The organism is Sporolactobacillus sp. THM19-2, assembly GCF_004153195.1.
Lineage (GTDB): Bacteria > Bacillota > Bacilli > Bacillales > Sporolactobacillaceae > Sporolactobacillus.
In genome coordinates, this window is record NZ_SEMC01000001.1 from 194,132 (window position 1) to 214,999 (window position 20,868).

The window sequence follows — 20,868 nt, forward strand, 5'->3', positions numbered from 1 at the left end:
TGCTGCGTTACGGTGAACCGTATCGTAAGTGATTGAGGATGTTTCCCGGGTAAAAATTCCAATGGTATCATACACCGGGCAAACGGTTGTCAAATCAAAGGTAGCAGCCGCGGGACAGGTGACCTGACCCTTGATTGACACGGTTTCGGGCCTGCTACGGGCCCGAAACAGCCGGTGCGCAGCACCGTGCTACCGTGCTTGCCTCACTCGAGCTGCTGGTAGATAAACGCTCATCCTGCCGGAACCTTGAAAAACAGGATCTGGCAGGATGAGCGTCTGTAAGTATATAAATGAAAGGAATTACCGTATACGGAAACCGTAAGCACGGTAATATGAGAGAAAGAAAATCAAAGATTTTTTCCAGTTCGATGGGTCGGTGCCTGATCTATGGCCGAATTTTCCCCAGCAATTTCGGATTGGCTGATTTCAAATCAGTGTAAGGGAACCGGTCACTCATGATTTCCGGTTTGATTCTGAATACATTCCCTTTTTCCGGATTTGTTTCTTTCTGATCCTTCTCCTCCTGTTTTTGCCCTTCCTCCTTGCCTTCCTGTTGCTCGTCTGGTTTTGGCTGAGGAGCATTTGCCGGTATCAGTGGTTCAACATCTTCTGCAGGCAGGTATTTTTTATTCATAAGATCAGTCGTGACAAAGCCCGCAGCCTGGCACAGGCCCGTTGGTTTCTGACCGGTCAGGCCACATGCTGTCGCCCGGACGACTCCTCCGGGCTGACTGAATTTTTCTTTCGGTGCCATGAGATCCGGATCCACATGGTAAGCGCTGTTGGCAAATCCGGTAAACAGGGACCGGGTCTGATCGGAATAGGTGTAGCGGTTTAATTGCTGATTATGTGCATAACCGTTCCATACTCCCAATGTAATATTCGGGTTAGAGGCAACCAGCCAGGAGTCACGCCAGTTCTGCGATGTTCCTGTTTTCCCGGCCCAGTCCGCTGTAAATTCCAGTCCACCCGGCATTCGGGCACCGGTTCCGTATTTAAAGACATCGCGCATCATATCAAGCATGAGGTAATTGGTCTGTTCAGAGAAAACCCGGACCGGCTTTGACTCGTGTTGATAGATGACTTTCCCCGACGCGTCTGTGATTTTGTCAATCATATAGGCATCGATGAACTGTCCGTTATTGGCAAAGGTTGTATAGGCATTCGTGTTTTCTTCAACAGTCAGCCCCCGTGTGATCCCGCCCAGAGCTGCAGAAACATTGTGCCCGTCTGTACCGACCAGTGATGTCACGCCCATTTTTTTCAGAAAATCAGGGGCCTTGTCCGTAGCCTTGCTGAGGCGGGTGAATACACTTACGGCTGGTACGTTGTGAGAAGCTGCCAGAGCCTTTCTGGCCGTTTCGAACCCGTGAAAAACGCTGCTTGTTGACGTCGAGCCATAATCTGTCGGTGCGTAAATCTTTCCATTAATGGTCCTTCTATAGGGAAGATCGGCAACCACAGACCCGGGCTGGATCAGTCCCATTTCCATGGCCGGCGCGTAGACCAGCAGGGGCTTCATTGTTGAGCCGTTCTGACGGGTAACGCTCGTTGCAAAGTTATACTGGGATGTGCCAAAATCACGTCCTCCGACGAAACTGATGATCTTACCGGTTTTATTATCAATCATGATGGATCCGACCTGCATGGGATCCGTGACCTTTTCATCCTTACCTGTTTTAGCGTTCCTGACGGTGATGATTTCTCCATTGGGTTTGCGGGCATACTTTTCAGGACCGTAACGAGAATAACCGCGGGCTATAGCCTGCATGCCGTCATAGATTGGTTTATTGATGGTGGTGGATATTCTGAATCCGCCGTTTCCAAGCTGTTTTCCGGCATTATCCAGCATTTCAGTGAACAGCTTATAGTGGTTTTCAACGGTTTCGTAATCCAGCCCGTCTTTCTTTGCGATCTCCTGCAGTGAAAGGCGAGTGTAGCCTGTCACGTGGTTTTTTTCATATGTGATCCTTTCATAGTTTAAATAGTCCTGATAGAGCGTGCTGCCACTGTAACCCTGTTGTTGTGCAGACTTTTTGGCAAGGATCACTGCGGCCCGATGCTCAACTTCTTTGGAGAGATAAGGGTAATCGGTATAAACAGATTTAGCCGGTTGTGCAAAGTGCTTCCTGTAGTCATAAGCCAGTGCTGATTTCAGCTGTTTACTGTCAATATAACCTTCTGAATGCATCCGCCTCAGAACGGTGTGCGCCCGGTTGATCCCGGCAGAAAGATCTTTTTTTAATCCGCCCTGATTCAGAAACGGCGAATAAGTAAACGGGTTCTTCGGCAGACCGGCAACAAATGCAGCCTGAGGGATGTTCAGTCTGTCGGCTTTAACATTGAAGATTCCTTCAGATGCTGCCGCCACGCCTGCGATATTTTTTCCGGAAGCGTCCCGTCCGAAAGGGGCCATATTCAGGTAAGCATTCAGAATTTCGTCCTTGGAAAAGAACTTTTCCAGACGCAGGGCTAATAATATTTCTTTGAATTTTCTGTCAATAGAAACTTCATTGGTGAGCATTTGATTTTTTACAAGCTGCTGTGTAATGGAACTGCCGCCGGTCACCTGAGGCTGATTCAGCAGTTCCTCGGTGCTTGCCCGTATCACAGCCCGCGGGACCACGCCATGATGCTGATAAAACAGTTCATCTTCAGTTGCAATGACAGCGTGAATCAGATTTGGGGAAATGTCCTGGAGATCCGTTTTCGTTCGTACCAGATCACTGTTCAGTTTTCCGATTGGAATATTTCCCGCGAAATAAGCGATGCTGCTTTCACTGTAATTACTGATTTTCTGCTGCATCGTATCATAGCTGGGTAACGCCTGGTTATGGACAACTTTTGCAAAATAACCGGAAACCGTACCGGCAGCAAAGAAACAGCCAATAATGGCCAGACTTAATGTCATGAGAAAGGAGTGCCAAATGACGCTCCTGATCGATTCCAGCGTTTGTATGACGCGGTTTGTTGACCATATTTCTGCGAGCCGGTCAAAGTAGCGGGAAAATCTTTTGAGTTTGAAGCGCATACTGTCTCTCCTTCTGGAATGATTCATAAATATGATGAAAGCTTCTTATATATTAGCCTAAAACAGGGGAGTTGAAAAGGAAAATCAAGGAAACAGGAAAACAGGCGAAATTCAGATAAAGTGAAACGTTAATCAGTGGGGGGTTTCTTCATCCTCTACTGATTGTGAGTGGAATCCATTGGGTGCTGCGGGCAGTTATTCCCCGGATGGTCCTGTTCGTTACCCTCCCCTGAAGGGAGGCTGTCCGTTCATGCGAGATAAAAAAATAAAGCTCCCGACCGGAGTGATCCGGACGGAAGCAGGACAGACACATTATCTGGAATAGAATTCGACGATCATGGCTTCAGTAATTTCAGCCGGGAGTTCTGAGCGCTCCGGAAGACGGGTATAGGTGCCTTCCAGATTCTTTTCGCCAAAGGACAGATATTCAGGAACAAAGTTATTCGTTTCCAGAGCATCCTTGATGACAGTAAGATTACGGGATTTTTCCCGGACGCCGATCGTATCACCGGGCTTTACACGATAGGAAGGGATATCGACGCGATGTCCATTTACTGTGATGTGCCCGTGATTGACAAGCTGACGTGACTGTCTGCGCGTACGCGCGAGTCCCAGGCGATAAACCAGATTGTCCAGCCGGGATTCAAGCAGAATCATGAAGTTTTCGCCATGAACACCCTTCATCTTTGCTGCGTCGTTGAATACACGATGGAACTGCCGTTCATTGAGACCGTACATAAAACGCAGTTTCTGCTTTTCCTTCTGCTGAAGTCCGTATTCTGAAAGTTTCACGCGCTGAGAAGGACCGTGTTCCCCGGGTGCATACGGACGCCTTTCGAGTTCTTTGCCTGTACCGCTGAGTGAAATGCCCAGTCGGCGTGACTTTTTCCAGACCGGACCAGTATATCGAGCCATTGAATTGACTCCTCCTTTGTCATTTTATTGGGTTCCGGATCGTGACGGTCACCGGATCCCGACGGTATAAAATGACACCTCCGGAAGCACTGACAGAGCTATTTTGCCATCTTGCACATTCGCCCAGGCAGCCTAGGTTACACAGTGCACCTCCGCTATATGGGAGGAACAAAATAAAAAGAACTCTGACCGCTTTCCGTAACTGCCTCATTTTACACGAGAGGTATTATAACTCAATTGTATTCCGAAAGTCAAGAAATGATGGCGGATACCTGTGAATCAGATGTAGCGGACGAGCGTTTCGGCCACCGCTTCAAGAAATTGCTGATCTTCATCAGAGAACCGGTTAAGATTCGGGCTGTCAATATCGATAACGCCGATTAGTTCGTCTTCTTTAATCAGTGGTACTACAATTTCTGAGCGGGATACGGCATCGCAGGCAATATGTCCGGGAAATTTATGGACATCGGCGACACGTATGATTTCCCGCTTTGCTGCAGCTGTACCGCAAACGCCTTTACCTGGCTGGATTCGTATACAGGCCGGTTTTCCCTGAAAAGGACCAAGGACCAGCTCTCCATCTTTAAACAGATAGAAGCCTGCCCAGTTGATCTGCTCAAAACTCTCGTTTAGCCAGGCAGAGCAGTTGGCAAGATTTGCCGTTTGATCCGTTTCATTTTTTATCAGGGACTCGAGCACCTGAATTCTATTGTTACTGACAGAATTCATTATATTTCCCCTCAGCTTTCTGCTATAGTACACCCATTTTATCAGATCATGGCGAAAGTTTCAGCCGGATTGTCGAACAGTATGAGCAGGATAGACGTGGTGAATGGAGAAAGTTTATTATTAAGGGAGTAACATTTCTCAGGCGGGAAGGGACGATGCACATGCCGGGAAAAAGTATTTTACCTGAAGGCGGCCGGACATCAAAAGAGGCAGTCATTCATTCTGCATTAAAATTATTTAATATGAGCGGATACGACGGGACATCTGTGCGGGCTATAGCCGCAGATGCACGTGTAAATATTGCTCTGGTCTCCTATTATTTCGGAGGTAAGCAGGGCCTTCTGGAACATCTTATGTCCTCTTTTTTTGAAGGATATCTCGACTGTCTGGAGAACGCCGCAAAACAGGATAACATTCAGCCGAATGGGCAGGCTGAGGACCTGATCGTCACGGTTGCCGATGCGCTGATCACCTATCAGCAAAAATATTTTTATCTGTCCCGCTTTGTTCACCGGGAGATGACCCTTGATAATCAGCTGGTCAGAGAACTTATGGCCAGCTATCTGATGAAGGAAAAGTTTCTGCTTACTCAATTATTAGAAAAGGCAGTGCCCGGATTTGGTAAAGATCCGCTTCAGGCGGATTTTACCCTTCTGCAGTTCCGTGACCTGATTATTATGCCGTTTCTGCAGCCGCAGTTGCTCAGAAAAGTGTATTACATGAAACCGAGCGAGTCTTCATTTCGACCCGGTTATTTACGCTATATTGCCGGATGGGCAGACCGGTTGCTGGAGGAAAACCGCCGTTTTAAGCGACGTCAGCGGGTGAGCCAGGTGAGATAATCCACGATATTTTTCCCGATAAGTAATGTCGTAACCGCAAGAAACAGGATCCTTACATAGGATGATCCGCTTTTTATGGCAACTTTTGCTCCGCACCAGGAACCTGCGATCAGGGCTGCGGCCATAATGGCCCCCATGCGATAATTGACATAGCCGAGAGCAGCAAAGGTGATCAGAGCTGCAATGTTGCTGCCGAAGTTCAGTACTTTGGCATTTCCTGCAGAATGGATGAAATCGAAACCAAGCATGAGAAATGAAAAAATCAGAAAGGATCCGGTACCGGCACCGAGGAAACCGTCATAAAATCCAATGGCGAGTACCAGCGGGAGAAACCACATGCACGTCTTGCCTGTCAGTCCCCGGAAATGGCTGGCTGCCCCCCATTTTTTCCGTAACAGGGTATATATCGTGACAGCGACCAGCAGAATTAGAATCAAAGGGCGCAGAAGCTGCGAAGGGAGAAAATGAACGAGAAACACGCCGAAGGCTGATCCTGTAAAAGACAGGGGAAATAATTTTGCCGTCAGACGAAGATTCACTTTTCCCGATCGGAGAAAGGTCAGCGTACTGGTCAGAGATCCCATGGAACTGGCGAGTTTATTTGTCCCCAGCGCTATTTGAGGGGGCAGACCGATTGACAGCAATGCCGGCGTTGAAATCACGCCGCCCCCGCCAACTACCGAGTCGATAAACCCCGATCCAAATCCTGCAACGATCAGAAAGATGTATATCCAGATTTCATCCACAGTGTATCATCCCACTCGTTTGATGTCATTTCGTTTCTGTGAATATAAGTATAAAATAAAATTGATCGTATTGTCGCTTTTTTTATCTTTATGTGTCTTTTTTTGATACAATAGAGAATAATTGAAAGTACGTGTTACATGCGAGAATGGGGGAAATTCCGTATGCTCTATGTGGTGATCGGCCTGATCCTGATCATTGTTTTTGTCATCTCATACGGCGCGTGGATGAGAAAAAAAACGTATGGCCGGATTGATCAGGCGGAGACGCGTCGTGTGGATATGATGAACCGGCCGGTGGCAAAGGAACTGGCTAAAGTCAAACAACTCAGGATGGTCGGAGATACAGAAAAAAAATTTGAAAAATGGCGCTCCGGATGGGATGATATTGTAACACGAGAACTTCCAGCTGTCGGAGAGTCTCTTTTTAAGGCTGAAGGGCTTACAGATAAATATCGCTTTAAAGCAGCACAGGCTCTTGTCGGTCAGCTTCAGAAACAAATGGATACCATTGAAGCTGAGATTGACGGAATCCTGAAGGAATTGAATGCTGTTGTCGACAGCGAGAGCAAGAACAGGAAGGACGTTACACCTGTTAAAGAGTCATATCACCAGATCAAAAAGCTGATGATCACAAGGCGAAGCCAGTTTCGAAAAGCGCTGCCGCTGCTGGAGAAGTCGGTAAAAGCCATCGATGAACAATACAGCAAGTATGGTGAGCAAACCGCATCGGGTAATTATATAGAAGCACGAAGGATCCTGCTTGGCGTAAAAACGGGCATTGATGACGTGCAGGAAAAAATAGATCAGGTTCCGGCTTTATATGAAGATATCGGTCATTCCATACCTGACCAGATCCGCGAACTGCGGCAGGGAAGCGAGGAAATGGTGGAGGAAGGCTATGCCTTGCAGCACCTGCAGATCGGTACGCAGCTTGAAGAAGCGGAGCGCCAGCTTCATGTCGTTGAGGCCTCTGTCGGCCGTCTGGAGCTGACTGAAGCTTCAGAGGGTCTGCAGGGAATACACGATCAGCTTGACTGGCTTTATAATCAGCTGGAAAAAGAAGCCCTGAGCAGACAGGAAATCAGGGAAGTGGCACCGAAGATCGAGGCAAGACTGGATTCAGCCGGCCGGAAAATTAATGAACTGAATGAAGAAACTGAGATGGTCCGGGACAGTTACCATATTGATACGGACGATATCAAAGTTCAGCGGGAAATCAGCAAGAGTTATTATAAACTGGAAAAAACCTATGCTGAAACGGGCGAAATGATTAAAAATCATTCGGAAGCTTTCAGTACGGTGCTGGAAAAACTGAAAAAAATCGGTGCCGATATCGGTGAGATCGATTCACTGGCTGACAGCTACAGCAAGAAGATTAAAGCGCTCAGGAAAGATGAACTCGCGGCAAGACAATCCATTCATGAACTCAGGCACATCCTTTTTGAAGCCAGACAAATGCTGTTAAAAAGCAATATCCCCGGAGTCCCGGAGTCCTTTAGTCATGTGCTGAGCGAGGCAGAGCAGCAGCTCAAGTCGGCGGGCGGCCATCTTGATGATAAACCGCTTAATATGACTGAGGTACAAGAGGCACTTGACGCCGCAAAGGCAAAAGCGGATGACGTTCACAGTCAGGCAAAGACCATTGTTGAAACAGCGGCATTTGCTGAAGAGATGATTCGCTACGGGAACAGATACCGCACGGATGATCCGGAAATCGACGGGAAGCTTCAGACAGCTGAACAGCTGTTCAGAAACTATGACTATCAGGCTTCGGCAGAGACAGCCGTTCGAGCCATTGAGAAAAAGGAACCGAAGATCCTGAAAAGAGTTAACCTGTACCAGCAGCATCAGGCATGATCCCCGATGTTCATGTGAACGTTGGATCCTGCCCGGTCTATCTTCACATTTTCTGAAAGGAGTTATACGTTAATCCATGATTTATCTTGATAATAGTGCAACAACAAAGCCTTATACTGAAGCAATGAAAACGTATCTGACCGTCTCTGAACAATTTTTTGCCAACCCTTCTTCCATCCATTCGCTTGGAGGAAAAAGCGAAGCGCTGCTTACCCGGTCACGTGACCAGGCGGCATCGCTTCTCGGCGTTTCTCCGGATGAGATTGTTTTTACGTCGGGAGGAACGGAAGGAAATAATCTGGCGATAAAAGGTGCAGCGTTTGCCTATCGATCCCGCGGAAAACACCTGATCACAACGGCTGTCGAACATGCATCATCGCTTAATGCATTCAGACAACTTGAAAAACTTGGTTTTGACGTGACTTATCTGCCGGTAGACCGTAACTGCCGGGTGTCCGTTGATGACTTTAAAAAGGCATACCGGAAAGATACCATTCTTGTTTCGATCATGCATGTGAATAACGAAGTGGGTACCATACAGCCGGTCAGGGAGATCGCTGAGATCCTCAAAAACAAACCGACAACGCTCTTTCATGTAGATCATGTACAGGGCTTTTCCAAGGTTCCGCTGCAGTTAAAAAACAGCGGGATTGACTTGTGCACGATATCCGGCCATAAATTTCATGGTCCTGAAGGGACCGGTATCCTTTTTGTCAGGAAGGGCACCTTACTGTCTCCACTGCTCTCCGGAGGGGGTCAGGAAGGCGAACGCCGGTCCGGTACCGAGAATCTCCCGGGGATATGTGGTATGGTTCGTGCACTGCGCATGACCATTGAAAAAGAACCGGAAGGAATCCGTCATCTTCAGGCGCTGCAAAAGCAGCTTCGCAAGGGACTTTCTCAGATTCCGGATGCTGTGATCCACACGCCTGTGTCAGGAGCAGCCCCGAGCATCATAAATGTGTCATTGAAGGGAATCAAGTCCGAAGTCCTGGTCCATGCGCTTGAGGAAAAAGGAATCTATGTCTCCACGAAATCTGCATGCTCTTCAAAGGACAGCGGAGCAAGCGGTATTCTTCTTGCCATGGGTGTTCCTGAAACGGAAGCCGGGCAGGCCATCCGGATCAGTACAGCATTTGAAAATACCGCTGAGCAGATCAGTACTTTTTTAAATGTACTGTCTGATGCGGCAGACAGATTGAAAATGGTAATGAGGTGAAAGACGTGATTTACGATTTTTTAATTATCCGATTTGGGGAGATTGCTTTAAAAGGGAAAAATAAGAAAAGATTTGTTCTCAGGCTTGAAGATGATGTACGGGATAAATTGAGCCGTTTCCCGAAAGCGGATATTAAAAGGCATTTTGATGATATAGAAATACAATTGAATGGTGAGGATGCCGGACGGATCCTGCCGATCCTTCAGAAAATTTTCGGAATCCAGAACATATCTTCAGCTATTAAAGTAGATAATAATCTGGAAGCAATGAAAAAGGGTGTACTTCGGATAGCAAATGAGGAGACATCAGCGCGTACATTTAAGATTGCTGCACGGAGAAAGGATAAAAGATTTCCAATTCATGGCAGTGAGCTGAACCAGGAGCTTGGCTCTTTCGTATTAAAAAATTGCGACAGGATGACCGTTGATGTACATCATCCGGATCTGACACTGAGAGTTGAAGTCGGGTATCATGAAACACGGATTTACGGACATGAGTATGAAGGTGCCGGCGGTCTGCCGGTCGGCACCAGCGGGAAAGTGCTGCTGCTGCTCTCAGGAGGTATTGACAGTCCTGTTGCCGGATATCTGCTTGCCAGACGCGGTGCATCCATTGAAGCCATCTATTTTCAGAGCCCGCCTTACACAAGCGACCGTGCGAAACAGAAGGTTATCGATCTGTCGAAGAAAATCCAGTCTTTTGGAGGCACATTCAGACTGCATCTTGTGCCTTTTACTCATGCCCAGATCGCAATCCGGGACACGGTTCCCGAGGATTACCGGATTACCATTATGCGCCGGATGATGTTCCGTATTGCTGAAAAGGCAGCAGACCGCTTCGGCTGTCTGGCTCTTTCGACAGGGGAAAGCCTGGGTCAGGTGGCAAGTCAGACACTGGAGAGTATGAACACCATTAATCAGGTGACTGCATTGCCTGTCCTCAGGCCGCTCATAGCGATGGATAAGATTGATATTGCCCGGATCGCGAAACAAATTGATACTTATGACATATCGATCCGTCCCTATGAAGACTGCTGTACCCTTTTTCTTCCGAAAGCACCAAAAACACGTCCGGACCGGATCCATGCGGCCCGTTTTGAAAAATACCTTGGAGTGGATCAGCTGGTACAGGAAGCAGTCGGCGGAATCGAAACACTGACGATCACTCAGGATGAAACAGAGGATGCGTTCAGCGGCTTACTCTGATCTATAGACGAACGATACAAATGCAGAAATTACCAGATGTTTCTGCGCATCAGGTTATCACCTCCCGCTCATAATAAGGGCTAAGGAGGTGAGAAACATGGCTGAAAACAATCAACTTCTCGTTCCGGGTGCTGAACAGGCGCTCGAACAGATGAAAACTGAAATTGCTTCGGAGTTTGGTGTCCACCTTGGACCGGATACGACTTCACGTGCCAATGGTTCTGTTGGTGGTGAAATTACGAAGCGCCTGGTTGCCACTGCACTGGGGAGTAAGTTTTAATGACGGATTATTTTAGAAGGGCGGCATAGCCGCCCTTTTTGTCGTATCAGGACAGTGACGAGCTCATTGCGATGTGGGGAACCCCTTGTGTAAGAAGGGATGATAAGGAATTCCCCCAAAACTGGGGCAAATCTGAAGTCGCAGGGTCAAAAATTTACCCCCATATGAAAAATACGAAAGGGAGGAGAGTACCTGGTGTCCACTCTTGTCGGTTGGGGGATCAGGTTTGCGCATGATCAGATGAATAGGCGGAAAAATTTCGCTTACTTAAGTCATTCAATTTAGAAATAACTAAAATAGACGGAGAGATTCCGCCTATTAACTCAGAAAACGGGAAATGGAGCTTTTTGCCTGGCATAATCGGAAAAATTTCGCTTATATACCCCCCGAAAAGATTTCCGTTCTGCCCCTAACCGGAAAATATCCGCTTATTTTACTTTTTGCTCTCAGGACAAAACATCTTATGACAAGTAAGTGAGATGAAAGCCCTGCCAGATGGGAGATGGCCTGTGGCGACTTTGAAAAGGATCATAAACCGCTGGTGACGGATTCCCCTTGACGGATGAGGGTTAATCCTTTAAAATACAGTTTACATACTTTATCGTACTAGTGAATTAAAGTAATGAGAAAATCACAGAAAAAGATGGCTGCCATGAAGGAGAAACCCAATGACACAACCTTATATGTTTGAAAAACCGTTAGGATTGAGAGATATATTGCCGTCTGCCGAGCGGGCTATTGCCAGACTGGAGAAAGTCTTCAGAGAGGAACTGACCAGATGGGGATACGACTTTATTCAGACGCCGGCACTCGAGTATGCAGAAACGATTGGAAGAGCATCTGCCATCGCCGACAGCAGATTATTTAAATTTTTGGACGCAGAAGGGCATCCTGTCGTTCTGCGTCCGGATATGACCACACCTATAGCGAGAATCGCTGCGTCAAGTCTAAGTCACGAACCGCTGCCGCTGAGGCTCGCTTATACGGCCGCTCTGTACCGCAGTCAGAGGCGGGAAGGGGGCCATCCAAGCGAATTTGAGCAGGCCGGTGCCGAACTGATCGGTGACGCCACACCTTATGCCGATGTTGAAATGATCTCGCTGATGCTCGCCTTGCTTCAGAAGACAGGCTTGAAATCGATTCGGCTGGTCATTGGACATGTCGGGTTTGTTAATGCTTTTTTCTACGATATGGTAAAGGATAAGGAAATTGCCGGTCATCTGAGAAATCTGCTTTATAATAAGAACGATGTGGGCTTCCATAAATTGATTCATACCCTTGACCTGAACCAGTCAGATGCCGGCAAGCTGCACACGTTTATCGATTCAAGACGAATGAATAACAGCGAGACACTGGAATTCCTGAAAACACTCGCAGACAGTTCTTCAAGCCCCGTTCATTCATACTACCGGAATATCGTTGAATTGATCGAATTGCTCAAAATTGATCAGCTTGAAGACGTCATAGACCTGGATATTACCCTTGTCCCTCATCTGAATTACTATACGGGATTCGTCTTTCAGGGATTCGGCGGAGGTCTTGGATTTCCGGTCGCAAGCGGCGGACGCTACGATGGATTACTTGCCCAGTTCAGGCGCCCCGCCCCTGCGACGGGATTCGGCATTCGCATGGACCGGCTGATGAGTGCTGTCGGATCAGGAAAACTGCATGTTGAAAGCCGGAAGGAAGCCGTGATTTATGACCGTGAACATGCAAAAGAAGCCCTGCGCTATGCCGCAAAGGAACGGGAAAAGGGACGTGCCGTTGTTTTGCAGTATAGGGACGGGATCGGCAGCCTTGAAGCTTATTCAAAACAATTTGTGACAATCAGACGATTTTTATCAACAGAAGGAACGGAGACGGGACGATGAATGATTCACTGATTACAGTAGCCATGCCGAAAGGCCGGATATTCGGGGATGCGTGCCGGCTTTTGACCAGGGCCGGATTTGATCTTCCTGAAAGTTTTGAACTGGAGCGTAAATTAATCATTGATCTTAAGTCTGAGCCATTCCGGTTTATTCTGGCTAAACCGGTCGATGTACCGACTTATGTTGAATACGGAGCTGCGGATATCGGTATTGCGGGAAAAGACGTCCTGCTTGAAAGCGGGCGTGATGTGTACGAGATGGTAGATCTCGGCATCAGTAAATGTCACATGGCCGTAGCCGGATTGCCGGGTCACCGGACTAGTCAGCCCTATCTCAAAATTGCGACTAAATATCCGAATATTGCTTCGGATTATTATCGAAGAAGAGGGGAACAGATTGATCTGATCGCTCTGAATGGATCGATCGAACTCGCCCCGATTGTCGGTCTGGCAGATGCTATTGTAGATATTGTATCAACCGGGAAAACGCTCAGAGATAATGGTCTGGTGGAATTTGACAGACTGATAGAGATCAGTTCAAGACTGATCGTGAATCCGGTCAGCTATCGACTGAAGAAAGCAACAATAGACAGGATTATTGAGAAAATGATTCAGGCTACGGAGGCGACTGAAGTTGGAATGGATTAAAAACGGTCATCTTGATTTTCTGAAAAAAAGGAAAGTCGAAGCAAAAGAAGAAGCACGGAAGTCTGTCCAGGCCATCATCGAAGAAGTCAGGGAAAACGGCGATGAAGCGCTCCGTTCACTGACCAGAAAATTTGATGGAGTAGACAGAAAAGATCTGCAGGTTCATATTGATGAAGCGGATGAGGCGGCATCACGAGTTTCTGAAAAGGTACGTCAGGCCATCCGTGAGGCGGCGGGGAATATCCGTGCGTTCCATGAAAAGCATAAACCGGAATCATGGACTGAGACCGTTTCTGACCAGGTCAGACTGGGCCAGAAAGTCACGCCGCTCGATTCTGTCGGTGTTTATGTACCGGGAGGAACCGCCTGCTACCCTTCATCTGTTCTGATGGGGGCGATTCCCGCACTGGTCGCCGGCGTTCCGCGTGTGGTTCTGATGTCACCTCCTCAGAAGAATGGGCTGATTGCCGATGGTGTCCTTGCTGCTGCACGCGAAATTGGTATAACGGAGATTTACCAGGCAGGCGGGGCGCAGGCTATTGCAGCACTGGCTTACGGAACGGAAACCATCCGACCTGTGGATAAAATTGTCGGTCCGGGAAACCTTTACGTCATGCTGGCCAAGAAAGAGGTTTTTGGTGATGTTGCCATTGACAGTCTGGCTGGACCCAGTGAAATCGCCGTTATCGCCGATCAGACAGCGCATCCCGAGTGGGTGGCAGCTGATCTGCTCTCCCAGGCGGAACATGATAAAATGTCCATGCCCGTCCTTGTGACGACCTCTCAGGAATTTGGTGAAAAGGTGGACAGGGAAGTTGAACGGCAGCTTGCGGAATTGCCACGGAAAGAAATAGCGGAACCGGCTGTTGAATCTGTGGGTAAAATCATTCTAGTAAATGATCTGAAGAAAGCTGCCGAAGCTGTGAATCAGATCGCTCCTGAGCATTTGGAGCTTGCCGTAGCAGATCCTGATGCCCTGCTTCCCCGGATTCGCCATGCGGGTGCGATCTTTCTTGGTCACTACAGTTCCGAACCGGTCGGTGACTATTTCGCCGGGCCCAACCATATCATTCCGACAAATGGCGCTGCCCGCTACGCTTCTCCCCTGAGTGTTGAGAGCTTTGTAAAAAGGTCAAGCCTGATCCGCTATACGGAAGAAGCGCTCCGCAGGAATGGGGCTGCTATTGCCGTTCTGGCGCGGTATGAAGGTCTTGAAGGACACGCCCGGGCGGTGGAAAAACGGTTGAAAGGAGCAACAGTTCATGACTGAACGAACCGGTTTCATTGAAAGAAATACATTTGAAACGCAGATCAAACTTCGCTTTTCCCTTGATGGAGATGGCGCCTCGCAGCTGGTGACCGGTGTGCCGTTTCTGACACATATGCTCACACTTTTTACAAAACATGGACTTTTTAACCTGAAGATAGATGCCACTGGCGACACGGATGTCGACGATCATCATACAACCGAGGATATAGCCATCTGCCTTGGGAGAGCGATTCATCAGGCTGCCGGTGACAAAAAAGGGATAAATCGTTACGGGTATGCAATTGTACCGATGGATGAGTCACTCTCTGAAGTGGTCATTGATCTGAGTGACCGGCCTTATTTTGTCTTTCACGGGTCCATTCCTGCTCAGAAGGTCGGTACTTTTGATACAGAACTGGTGACTGAATTTCTGGATAAGCTTGCCACCGAAGCGCGGATGAACCTTCACGTCACCGTTCGATATGGCGAAAATTCTCATCATATTATTGAATCTGTTTTCAAGGCACTGGGACGCGCCCTTGACGCGGCTACCCGACAAAATCCGAGGATTCAAGGGGTCCTGTCAACGAAAGGAACGTTGGGATGATCGGAATAGTTGATTATGGAATGGGTAATTTGTACAGTCTCGGCCAGGCACTGAAACGGATTGGCACACCATTTTTCATCAGTGACAATGAGCAAAAGCTGGAAGAAGCAGACGGCCTGATCCTGCCGGGCGTCGGTGCATTCAAAGATGCCATGGCGCTGCTGAATCGAAAGAGGCTGACGCCTTTCTTACAGGATGTGGCACAGAGGAAACCGCTTCTTGGCATCTGTCTCGGCATGCAGCTTCTCTTCGAAGAGAGCGAAGAAGGCGGAACCCACAAAGGACTCGGACTGCTCCCGGGACGAGTGGTGCGCTTCAGCGGAATGGACGAGGGTCTCCGTTATAAAGTGCCGCATATGGGGTGGAACACACTCAGCTTTAAGCAGCCGGAATCGCCGCTTCTTCACGGTCTGAGTGAGGATTACGCCTATTTTGTACACTCGTATTATGCGGTGACTGATGCGCCCGTCCTGATTGCCGTAACGTCCTATCATGTGGATGTTCCTGCCATCGTTGGACACGGATTCGTTTCCGGCACCCAGTTCCATCCGGAAAAAAGCGGGGCATTCGGTCAGACTTTGTTGAAAAATTATCTTCAGTTTGTTCAGCATTCAGTCTCTGCTCAGAAACGTCTCAGCCGGGAGGGAATCTGATGTTTACGGTTTATCCTGCTATTGACCTGCTGGGCGGGAAATGTGTCCGTCTCTTTCAGGGGGATTATAAGCAGTCTACTGTTTTTGATGATTCACCTGTATCCGTTGCGCGTTCCTTTTATAACCAGGGGGCGAAGTGGCTGCATGTTGTGGACCTGGACGGTGCCAAAGCGGGTCATCCGGTCAATCGGGAAGTGATCGCTCAGATTGCAGCACAGGTACCGGTTCATATTGAGACAGGCGGCGGGATCCGTTCTATGGCGTGTGTTTCCTGGTACCTGGAACATGGAATCCGCCGTGTGATTCTTGGCAGCTCCGCGATTTCAGATCCTGCTTTCACCAGACAGGCATTAAAACAGTACCCCGGAAAGGTGGCTGTCGGACTCGATGTCAGACAGGGGAAAATAGCGGTTAACGGGTGGCTCCAGGTTTCCGATATACGTGCGGCGGACCTGGCAAAAAAGCTGATCGAATACGGGGCCACTCATTTCATTTATACCGATATTTCCCGGGACGGTGCGATGCAGGGCGCAAACATAGAAGGGGCTGCACGGCTGGCAGAAGAAATCGGGCGTCCGGTTGTTCTGTCCGGAGGGGTGTCATCTCTTGATGAAATCAAAGAAATTCTGAAAAAACGGAACGGAGAAATCAGCGGAGCAATCATCGGCAAAGCGCTTTATACGAAACAGATTTCTATTCCGGACGTGGTAAGGTTGGTGACAGCAGATGCTGGCAAAACGGATTATCCCCTGTCTTGATGTCAAGGACGGGCGCGTTGTCAAAGGGACACAGTTTATTCACCTCCGTGACGCAGGTGATCCCGTTGAACTGGCGATGTATTACAACCGCGAAGGAGCAGATGAACTGGTTTTCCTGGACATAACGGCATCGAATGAAAAGCGCCACACGATGATTGATGTAGTCAAAGCTGTTGCAGCCCGGCTCGCCATTCCGTTTACTGTTGGCGGCGGGATCCATTCACTGGAAAATATAAAGGAACTGCTGCGGGCCGGGGCGGATAAAGTGTCGCTGAACAGTGCGGCGGTGGCACGCCCTGAACTGATTACAGCAGGTGCTGATTTTTTCGGGTGCCAATGCATTGTCTGTGCGATTGATGCCAGATGGGATCCTGAATTAGACATGTATCGGGTCTATACACATGGCGGAACACGAAAGACAGATCTTGATGCCATCGAATGGGCAAAAACGGCTGTTTCGCTTGGAGCAGGTGAGATCCTGTTGACCAGTATGGACTGTGACGGCAGAAAAAACGGCTTTGAACTGAACCTGACTCGTAATATCAGCGATGCGGTGGATGTACCGGTTATTGCTTCAGGAGGAGCAGGGAAAACGGCTGACTTTTATGATGTTTTTGCGAAGGGCAGGGCGGATGCAGCACTGGCCGCTTCCATTTTTCACTATAAAGAAACGTCAATTAACAAGGTAAAGACGTTTTTAAAAGATAAAGGGGTTGTCATACGATGAAAGCAGAAGATGTGACATTTAATGAAAATGGCCTGATACCGGCTATTGTGCAGGATGCCCAGAGTAAAGAGATTCTGATGCTTGCTTATATGAATAAAGAATCACTGGAAAAATCGTTGGAAACAGGAGAAACCTGGTTCTTCAGCCGGTCAAGACAGAAACTTTGGCACAAAGGGGAGACCTCGGGAAATACACAGAAAATCATCGACTGGGGACGCGACTGTGACTCGGATACACTGCTTGTCAAGGTCATTCCGTCGGGTCCTGCCTGTCATACTGGCAGTTACAGCTGCTTCAAAATGGAAGAAAGCGACAAAAAAGAGGCGACAGAGAGTGGAAATGATCGCTATGGCATACTCGCGGAACTGGAACATGTCATCGCCGAACGAGAAGCGGAACGGCCGGAAGGTACATATACAACCTATTTGTTTCATGAAGGCATTGATAAAATACTGAAAAAAATCGGAGAAGAAACGTCTGAAGTCATCATTGCGGCAAAAAATCGCTCGGCTGCTGAACTGGAATGGGAAGTTTCAGATGTGATCTATCACACACTGGTGATGCTTCGTGAACAAGGTGTCGGTTTTGACCGTGTCCTCCACGTATTAGAGAAGCGTCACCGCGAAAAAAGTGAATTTCAGCGTGAAAAAGCAAAAAAACTCGATTGAAATAAGGATAAATAAGGCAAACCGGAATCCCGCCATCTGACAGGTTTCCGGTTTTTTGTACACTATTCATGCCTGTAAACATTAAGCTGTTTTATGTTTATAGGCGAGCATTGCGAAAAGATAGGCAACGATAAGGATTCCAAGACACCATGCGAGCGCAATCCAGATATCGTTACCAACAGGCTGCCGCGCGAGCAGAGAACGTATCGCATCGACGATGGAGGTCACCGGCTGGTGTTCGGCGAAGGCGCGGACCGGTCCGGGCATGGATGAAGTAGGAACAAAGGCTGAACTGATAAACGGCAAAAAAATAAGCGGATAGGCGAAAGCACTTGCGCCGTCTGCCGATTTTGCCGTCAATCCGGGAATCACCGCGATCCAGGTCAGAGCCAGTGTCACCAGCGCGAGGATACCGGCCACGGCAAGCCATGAAGCTATCCCTGCTGATGAACGAAAGCCCATAATCAGCGCTACAAGAATGATGATGACGACCGAAATCGCGTTGGAAACCATTGAGGTCAGCACATGCCCCCACAGCACGGAGGAACGCGCAATCGGCATCGAGTGGAACCGTTCAAAGATACCGCTCTGCATATCCATGAACAGGCGGAAAGCGGTATAGGCGATGCCGCTCGCAATCGCCATCAGCAGGACGCCGGGCAGCAGATAATTGACATAATTGTCCGTACTGACTTGAATCGCGCCGCCCAATACGTAGACGAACAGCAGCATCATCGCAATCGGAGTGATGCAGACCGTCATGATCGTGTCCATGCTGCGGGTAATATGGCGCATTGAGCGCCCAAACATCACGATCAGGTCGCTGAAAAAGTATCTCTTCATTATCGTTTTTCCTCCTTTCTCGCGACGAGCGCGAGAAAAATTTCTTCCAGTGTCGGCTGTTTTTCTACATACTCTTTCTTTGCAGGCGGGAACAGGTTTTTCAGTTCCGCGAGTGTACCGCATACGATGATCTTTCCTTCATGGAGAATGGCGATTCGGTCGGCAAGTTTCTCGGCTTCCTCCAGATACTGCGTGGTCAGGAACACTGTCGTACCGCTCCCGGAAAGTGCTTTGACCGCCTTCCAGACCCCGAGGCGCGCCTCGGGATCAAGCCCGGTGGTTGGCTCGTCCAGAAAAATAAGCGGCGGTTTTCCAATCAGACTCATGGCGATGTCCAGTTTGCGGCGCATACCGCCCGAATAGGTTGCAACCCTGCGGTCGGCGGCGTCGGCCAGACCGAAATGGTTCAGAGAATCGTCCGCTAATTGACGCGGATTTTTAAGGTGTCGCAGTCTGGCAATCATGATGAGGTTTTCCCGCCCGGTCAAAATCTCATCTACGGCAGCAAACTGCCCGGTCAGACTGATCGACTGCCGTACAGGGTCAGGCTTTGCTGTCACATCGTAGCCGTTGACGCTCACAGTCCCGCCGTCTGGCTTCAGCAGCGTGGTGAGGATTCTGACGACCGTTGTCTTGCCCGCGCCATTAGAACCGAGCAGGGCGAAAATCTCACCTCGCTTCACTTCAAAATTGATGCCTTTCAGGACTGCCGCGCTCTTGAAAGACTTTTGCAGATCTTTTACTTCAATTGCTTTTTCCATCTTGATCGCCTCTTTTTTTATCCGAAACCTTTTTCATGGCCTTGTTCACTTTCCGGTTAACAGCTTCTTGATAGACGTCGGCGTAAGTTTTTGAATCTTTGATGAGATCGTCGCAGAAAGCCGCTACATCACTGCCCGTCACTTCGAGCACTCCTTTTCCCGAGGCCGCGCCCTCTTCAAAAAGGTCGACAATACCTGAGAGTAAACCGATCCCGCTTGTTAGCTCAACTGGGCCGACTTTAAAGAAGTATTTTTGAATCTCTTTATAAACAATCTGATAATCTTGCGGGAGGGCTTTGACACGAGCCATGTGCGCCCGCCACTCTTTTTTGCTCTTGATGATATCTCGTAAGCTCATTTTATCCTCCTATTTACCTGATTTGCCTAATTTTTTTGCAATATTATTATTGAGTTGCCTGCGCCACTTGTCGCGAAAAGACTTTGCCCCTTCTTCGCCGGCAAGTGCTGAACAGAAGCCCTTGATATCGTCACCTAAAACGTCCTGGACACGCTGACCGTCCGCTGCTGTTTCTTCGAGCAGGCCAAGTACATCGTCAAGAATGGGCATGAGGTTGCGTCCGGTAAAATCTGAGTGCGGCCAAAGATTGAATTTGATTTTTTCCCATGCCACCTGATAATCGGCCGGCAGCTTTTTAGCTCGTGATTCAAAAGTTTTCAATTCTTTAGTCATGTCACTGCCCGTGATTTTTTCCCAGAAATTCATTCTTTTCTCTCCTTTAACTCGTTCATTTTTGATGACAGGAAAGCCCATCTTTCCCAGAACTTTCGCAGTTCCTCGCGTCCCGCGTCGTTGAGAGCAAAAAACTTTCGCGGCGGCCCCATGCTGGAGGGCTTTTTGGCGACTTTTACCAGTTTGTTTCTTTCAAGCCGGACCAGGATGGTATACACTGTTCCCTCCACAACATCTGTAAATCCGAGGGCGTTCAGACGCCGCGTGATTTCGTAGCCGTAGGTTTCTTTGCGGCTTATCAATTCAAGGACACAGCCCTCAAGTACGCCCTTGAGCATTTCTGTCAGGTTTTTCAGCATAATCCCTCCTCACTACTTTGTATGACCGGTATGCTGTATCACTTATTACAGCTATATAGTAACACGCAATAGATGGTTTGTTAATAGTCGGAAATTCTGCCTGATGCAAAGCATAATACAGCATTTATCAGCATCGGGCAAACCTGCCCGATGCCGGAATACCTGAGTTGAGCATCACCTGTTTAATATGTCACCTTAAAAAGGTGAGTT

The 20,868-nt window shown here is 48.5% G+C and carries 23 protein-coding genes; 14 read left to right on the forward strand and 9 right to left on the reverse strand.

What is annotated here, in order from left to right; translation table 11 throughout:
* Positions 1-134 precede the first annotated feature (134 nt).
* Positions 135-272: a hypothetical protein gene (locus EWH91_RS14380; RefSeq protein ID WP_165364201.1), complete on the forward strand. Its 138-nt coding sequence runs from the start codon at positions 135-137 to the stop codon at positions 270-272.
* Positions 273-385: 113 nt separating this feature from the next.
* Here the strand turns inward: EWH91_RS14380 and EWH91_RS00850 are convergent, their stop codons facing one another.
* The 3 genes from EWH91_RS00850 to EWH91_RS00860 form a co-directional block, all read right to left on the reverse strand.
* Entirely contained in the window at positions 386-3,031 is a 2,646-nt protein-coding gene (locus tag EWH91_RS00850) for a transglycosylase domain-containing protein (protein WP_129928091.1), read from the reverse strand.
* Positions 3,032-3,343: 312 nt separating this feature from the next.
* On the reverse strand, positions 3,344-3,946 hold the full coding sequence (gene rpsD / locus EWH91_RS00855; protein ID WP_129928092.1) for a 30S ribosomal protein S4: 603 nt from the start codon (positions 3,944-3,946) through the stop codon (positions 3,344-3,346).
* 279 nt (positions 3,947-4,225) lie between these two features.
* The gene (locus tag EWH91_RS00860; protein ID WP_129928093.1) at positions 4,226-4,675 is read right to left on the reverse strand and encodes a GAF domain-containing protein; all 450 of its coding nucleotides are present in this window, start codon (positions 4,673-4,675) and stop codon (positions 4,226-4,228) included.
* 161 nt (positions 4,676-4,836) lie between these two features.
* On the opposite strand from EWH91_RS00860, the gene refZ reads away from it, so the two are divergent.
* Positions 4,837-5,517, forward strand: a complete 681-nt coding sequence (refZ, locus tag EWH91_RS00865; protein WP_129928094.1) for a forespore capture DNA-binding protein RefZ — start codon at positions 4,837-4,839, stop codon at positions 5,515-5,517.
* Here the strand turns inward: refZ and EWH91_RS00870 are convergent.
* Complete coding sequence (locus EWH91_RS00870; protein ID WP_129928095.1) at positions 5,493-6,263, reverse strand: sulfite exporter TauE/SafE family protein; 771 nt, start codon at positions 6,261-6,263, stop codon at positions 5,493-5,495. The genes refZ and EWH91_RS00870 overlap by 25 nt on opposite strands.
* Before the next feature lie 162 nt (positions 6,264-6,425).
* On the opposite strand from EWH91_RS00870, the gene ezrA reads away from it, so the two are divergent.
* The 12 genes from ezrA to hisIE all read left to right on the forward strand — a co-directional run bounded on the left by ezrA (position 6,426) and on the right by hisIE (position 18,004).
* Positions 6,426-8,120 carry a septation ring formation regulator EzrA gene (gene ezrA / locus EWH91_RS00875; protein WP_129928096.1) on the forward strand — a complete coding sequence of 565 codons (1,695 nt, stop codon included), beginning with the start codon at positions 6,426-6,428 and terminating at the stop codon, positions 8,118-8,120.
* A 76-nt stretch (positions 8,121-8,196) separates the two neighbouring features.
* The gene (locus EWH91_RS00880; RefSeq protein ID WP_129928097.1) at positions 8,197-9,339 is read left to right on the forward strand and encodes a cysteine desulfurase family protein; all 1,143 of its coding nucleotides are present in this window, start codon (positions 8,197-8,199) and stop codon (positions 9,337-9,339) included.
* 5 nt (positions 9,340-9,344) lie between these two features.
* A complete protein-coding gene (gene thiI, locus EWH91_RS00885) occupies positions 9,345-10,544 on the forward strand; it encodes a tRNA uracil 4-sulfurtransferase ThiI (protein ID WP_129928098.1) in 1,200 nt (399 codons plus the stop codon).
* A gap of 97 nt (positions 10,545-10,641) precedes the next feature.
* Positions 10,642-10,824: an alpha/beta-type small acid-soluble spore protein gene (locus EWH91_RS00890; protein ID WP_129928099.1), complete on the forward strand. Its 183-nt coding sequence runs from the start codon at positions 10,642-10,644 to the stop codon at positions 10,822-10,824.
* Positions 10,825-11,492: 668 nt separating this feature from the next.
* Positions 11,493-12,695 (forward strand): ATP phosphoribosyltransferase regulatory subunit, encoded by a 1,203-nt coding sequence (locus EWH91_RS00895; protein ID WP_129928100.1) that lies wholly within the window; start codon positions 11,493-11,495, stop codon positions 12,693-12,695.
* Positions 12,692-13,342, forward strand: a complete 651-nt coding sequence (gene hisG, locus EWH91_RS00900; RefSeq protein ID WP_129928101.1) for an ATP phosphoribosyltransferase — start codon at positions 12,692-12,694, stop codon at positions 13,340-13,342. Before EWH91_RS00895 ends, hisG begins: the two co-directional genes overlap by 4 nt.
* Positions 13,323-14,612 carry a histidinol dehydrogenase gene (gene hisD, locus EWH91_RS00905; RefSeq protein ID WP_206184248.1) on the forward strand — a complete coding sequence of 430 codons (1,290 nt, stop codon included), beginning with the start codon at positions 13,323-13,325 and terminating at the stop codon, positions 14,610-14,612. The genes hisG and hisD overlap by 20 nt, the downstream gene beginning before the upstream one ends.
* Positions 14,605-15,198 (forward strand): imidazoleglycerol-phosphate dehydratase HisB, encoded by a 594-nt coding sequence (gene hisB, locus EWH91_RS00910; protein ID WP_129928103.1) that lies wholly within the window; start codon positions 14,605-14,607, stop codon positions 15,196-15,198. The genes hisD and hisB overlap by 8 nt, the downstream gene beginning before the upstream one ends.
* Complete coding sequence (gene hisH / locus EWH91_RS00915) at positions 15,195-15,851, forward strand: imidazole glycerol phosphate synthase subunit HisH (protein ID WP_129928104.1); 657 nt, start codon at positions 15,195-15,197, stop codon at positions 15,849-15,851. Before hisB ends, hisH begins: the two co-directional genes overlap by 4 nt.
* Positions 15,851-16,609, forward strand: a complete 759-nt coding sequence (gene hisA / locus EWH91_RS00920) for a 1-(5-phosphoribosyl)-5-[(5-phosphoribosylamino)methylideneamino]imidazole-4-carboxamide isomerase (protein WP_129928105.1) — start codon at positions 15,851-15,853, stop codon at positions 16,607-16,609. Before hisH ends, hisA begins: the two co-directional genes overlap by 1 nt.
* Positions 16,578-17,336, forward strand: coding sequence for an imidazole glycerol phosphate synthase subunit HisF (gene hisF, locus EWH91_RS00925; protein WP_129928106.1), 759 nt, complete (start codon positions 16,578-16,580; stop codon positions 17,334-17,336). Before hisA ends, hisF begins: the two co-directional genes overlap by 32 nt.
* Positions 17,333-18,004 (forward strand): bifunctional phosphoribosyl-AMP cyclohydrolase/phosphoribosyl-ATP diphosphatase HisIE, encoded by a 672-nt coding sequence (hisIE, locus tag EWH91_RS00930; protein ID WP_129928107.1) that lies wholly within the window; start codon positions 17,333-17,335, stop codon positions 18,002-18,004. Before hisF ends, hisIE begins: the two co-directional genes overlap by 4 nt.
* Positions 18,005-18,085: 81 nt before the next feature.
* Here hisIE and EWH91_RS00935 read toward each other — a convergent pair whose 3' ends face one another.
* Genes EWH91_RS00935 through EWH91_RS00955 form a run of 5 tightly spaced genes read right to left on the reverse strand, consistent with a single transcriptional unit; the run spans position 18,086 to position 20,658 of the window.
* Positions 18,086-18,847, reverse strand: a complete 762-nt coding sequence (locus EWH91_RS00935) for an ABC transporter permease (RefSeq protein ID WP_129928108.1) — start codon at positions 18,845-18,847, stop codon at positions 18,086-18,088.
* Positions 18,847-19,608, reverse strand: coding sequence for an ABC transporter ATP-binding protein (locus EWH91_RS00940; RefSeq protein WP_129928109.1), 762 nt, complete (start codon positions 19,606-19,608; stop codon positions 18,847-18,849). Before EWH91_RS00940 ends, EWH91_RS00935 begins: the two co-directional genes overlap by 1 nt.
* A complete protein-coding gene (locus tag EWH91_RS00945) occupies positions 19,592-19,966 on the reverse strand; it encodes a DUF1048 domain-containing protein (RefSeq protein ID WP_129928110.1) in 375 nt (124 codons plus the stop codon). Before EWH91_RS00945 ends, EWH91_RS00940 begins: the two co-directional genes overlap by 17 nt.
* Before the next feature lie 9 nt (positions 19,967-19,975).
* Positions 19,976-20,332 carry a DUF1048 domain-containing protein gene (locus EWH91_RS00950; protein WP_129928111.1) on the reverse strand — a complete coding sequence of 119 codons (357 nt, stop codon included), beginning with the start codon at positions 20,330-20,332 and terminating at the stop codon, positions 19,976-19,978.
* A complete protein-coding gene (locus EWH91_RS00955) occupies positions 20,329-20,658 on the reverse strand; it encodes a PadR family transcriptional regulator (protein WP_129928112.1) in 330 nt (109 codons plus the stop codon). Before EWH91_RS00955 ends, EWH91_RS00950 begins: the two co-directional genes overlap by 4 nt.
* Positions 20,659-20,868: the final 210 nt, after the last annotated feature.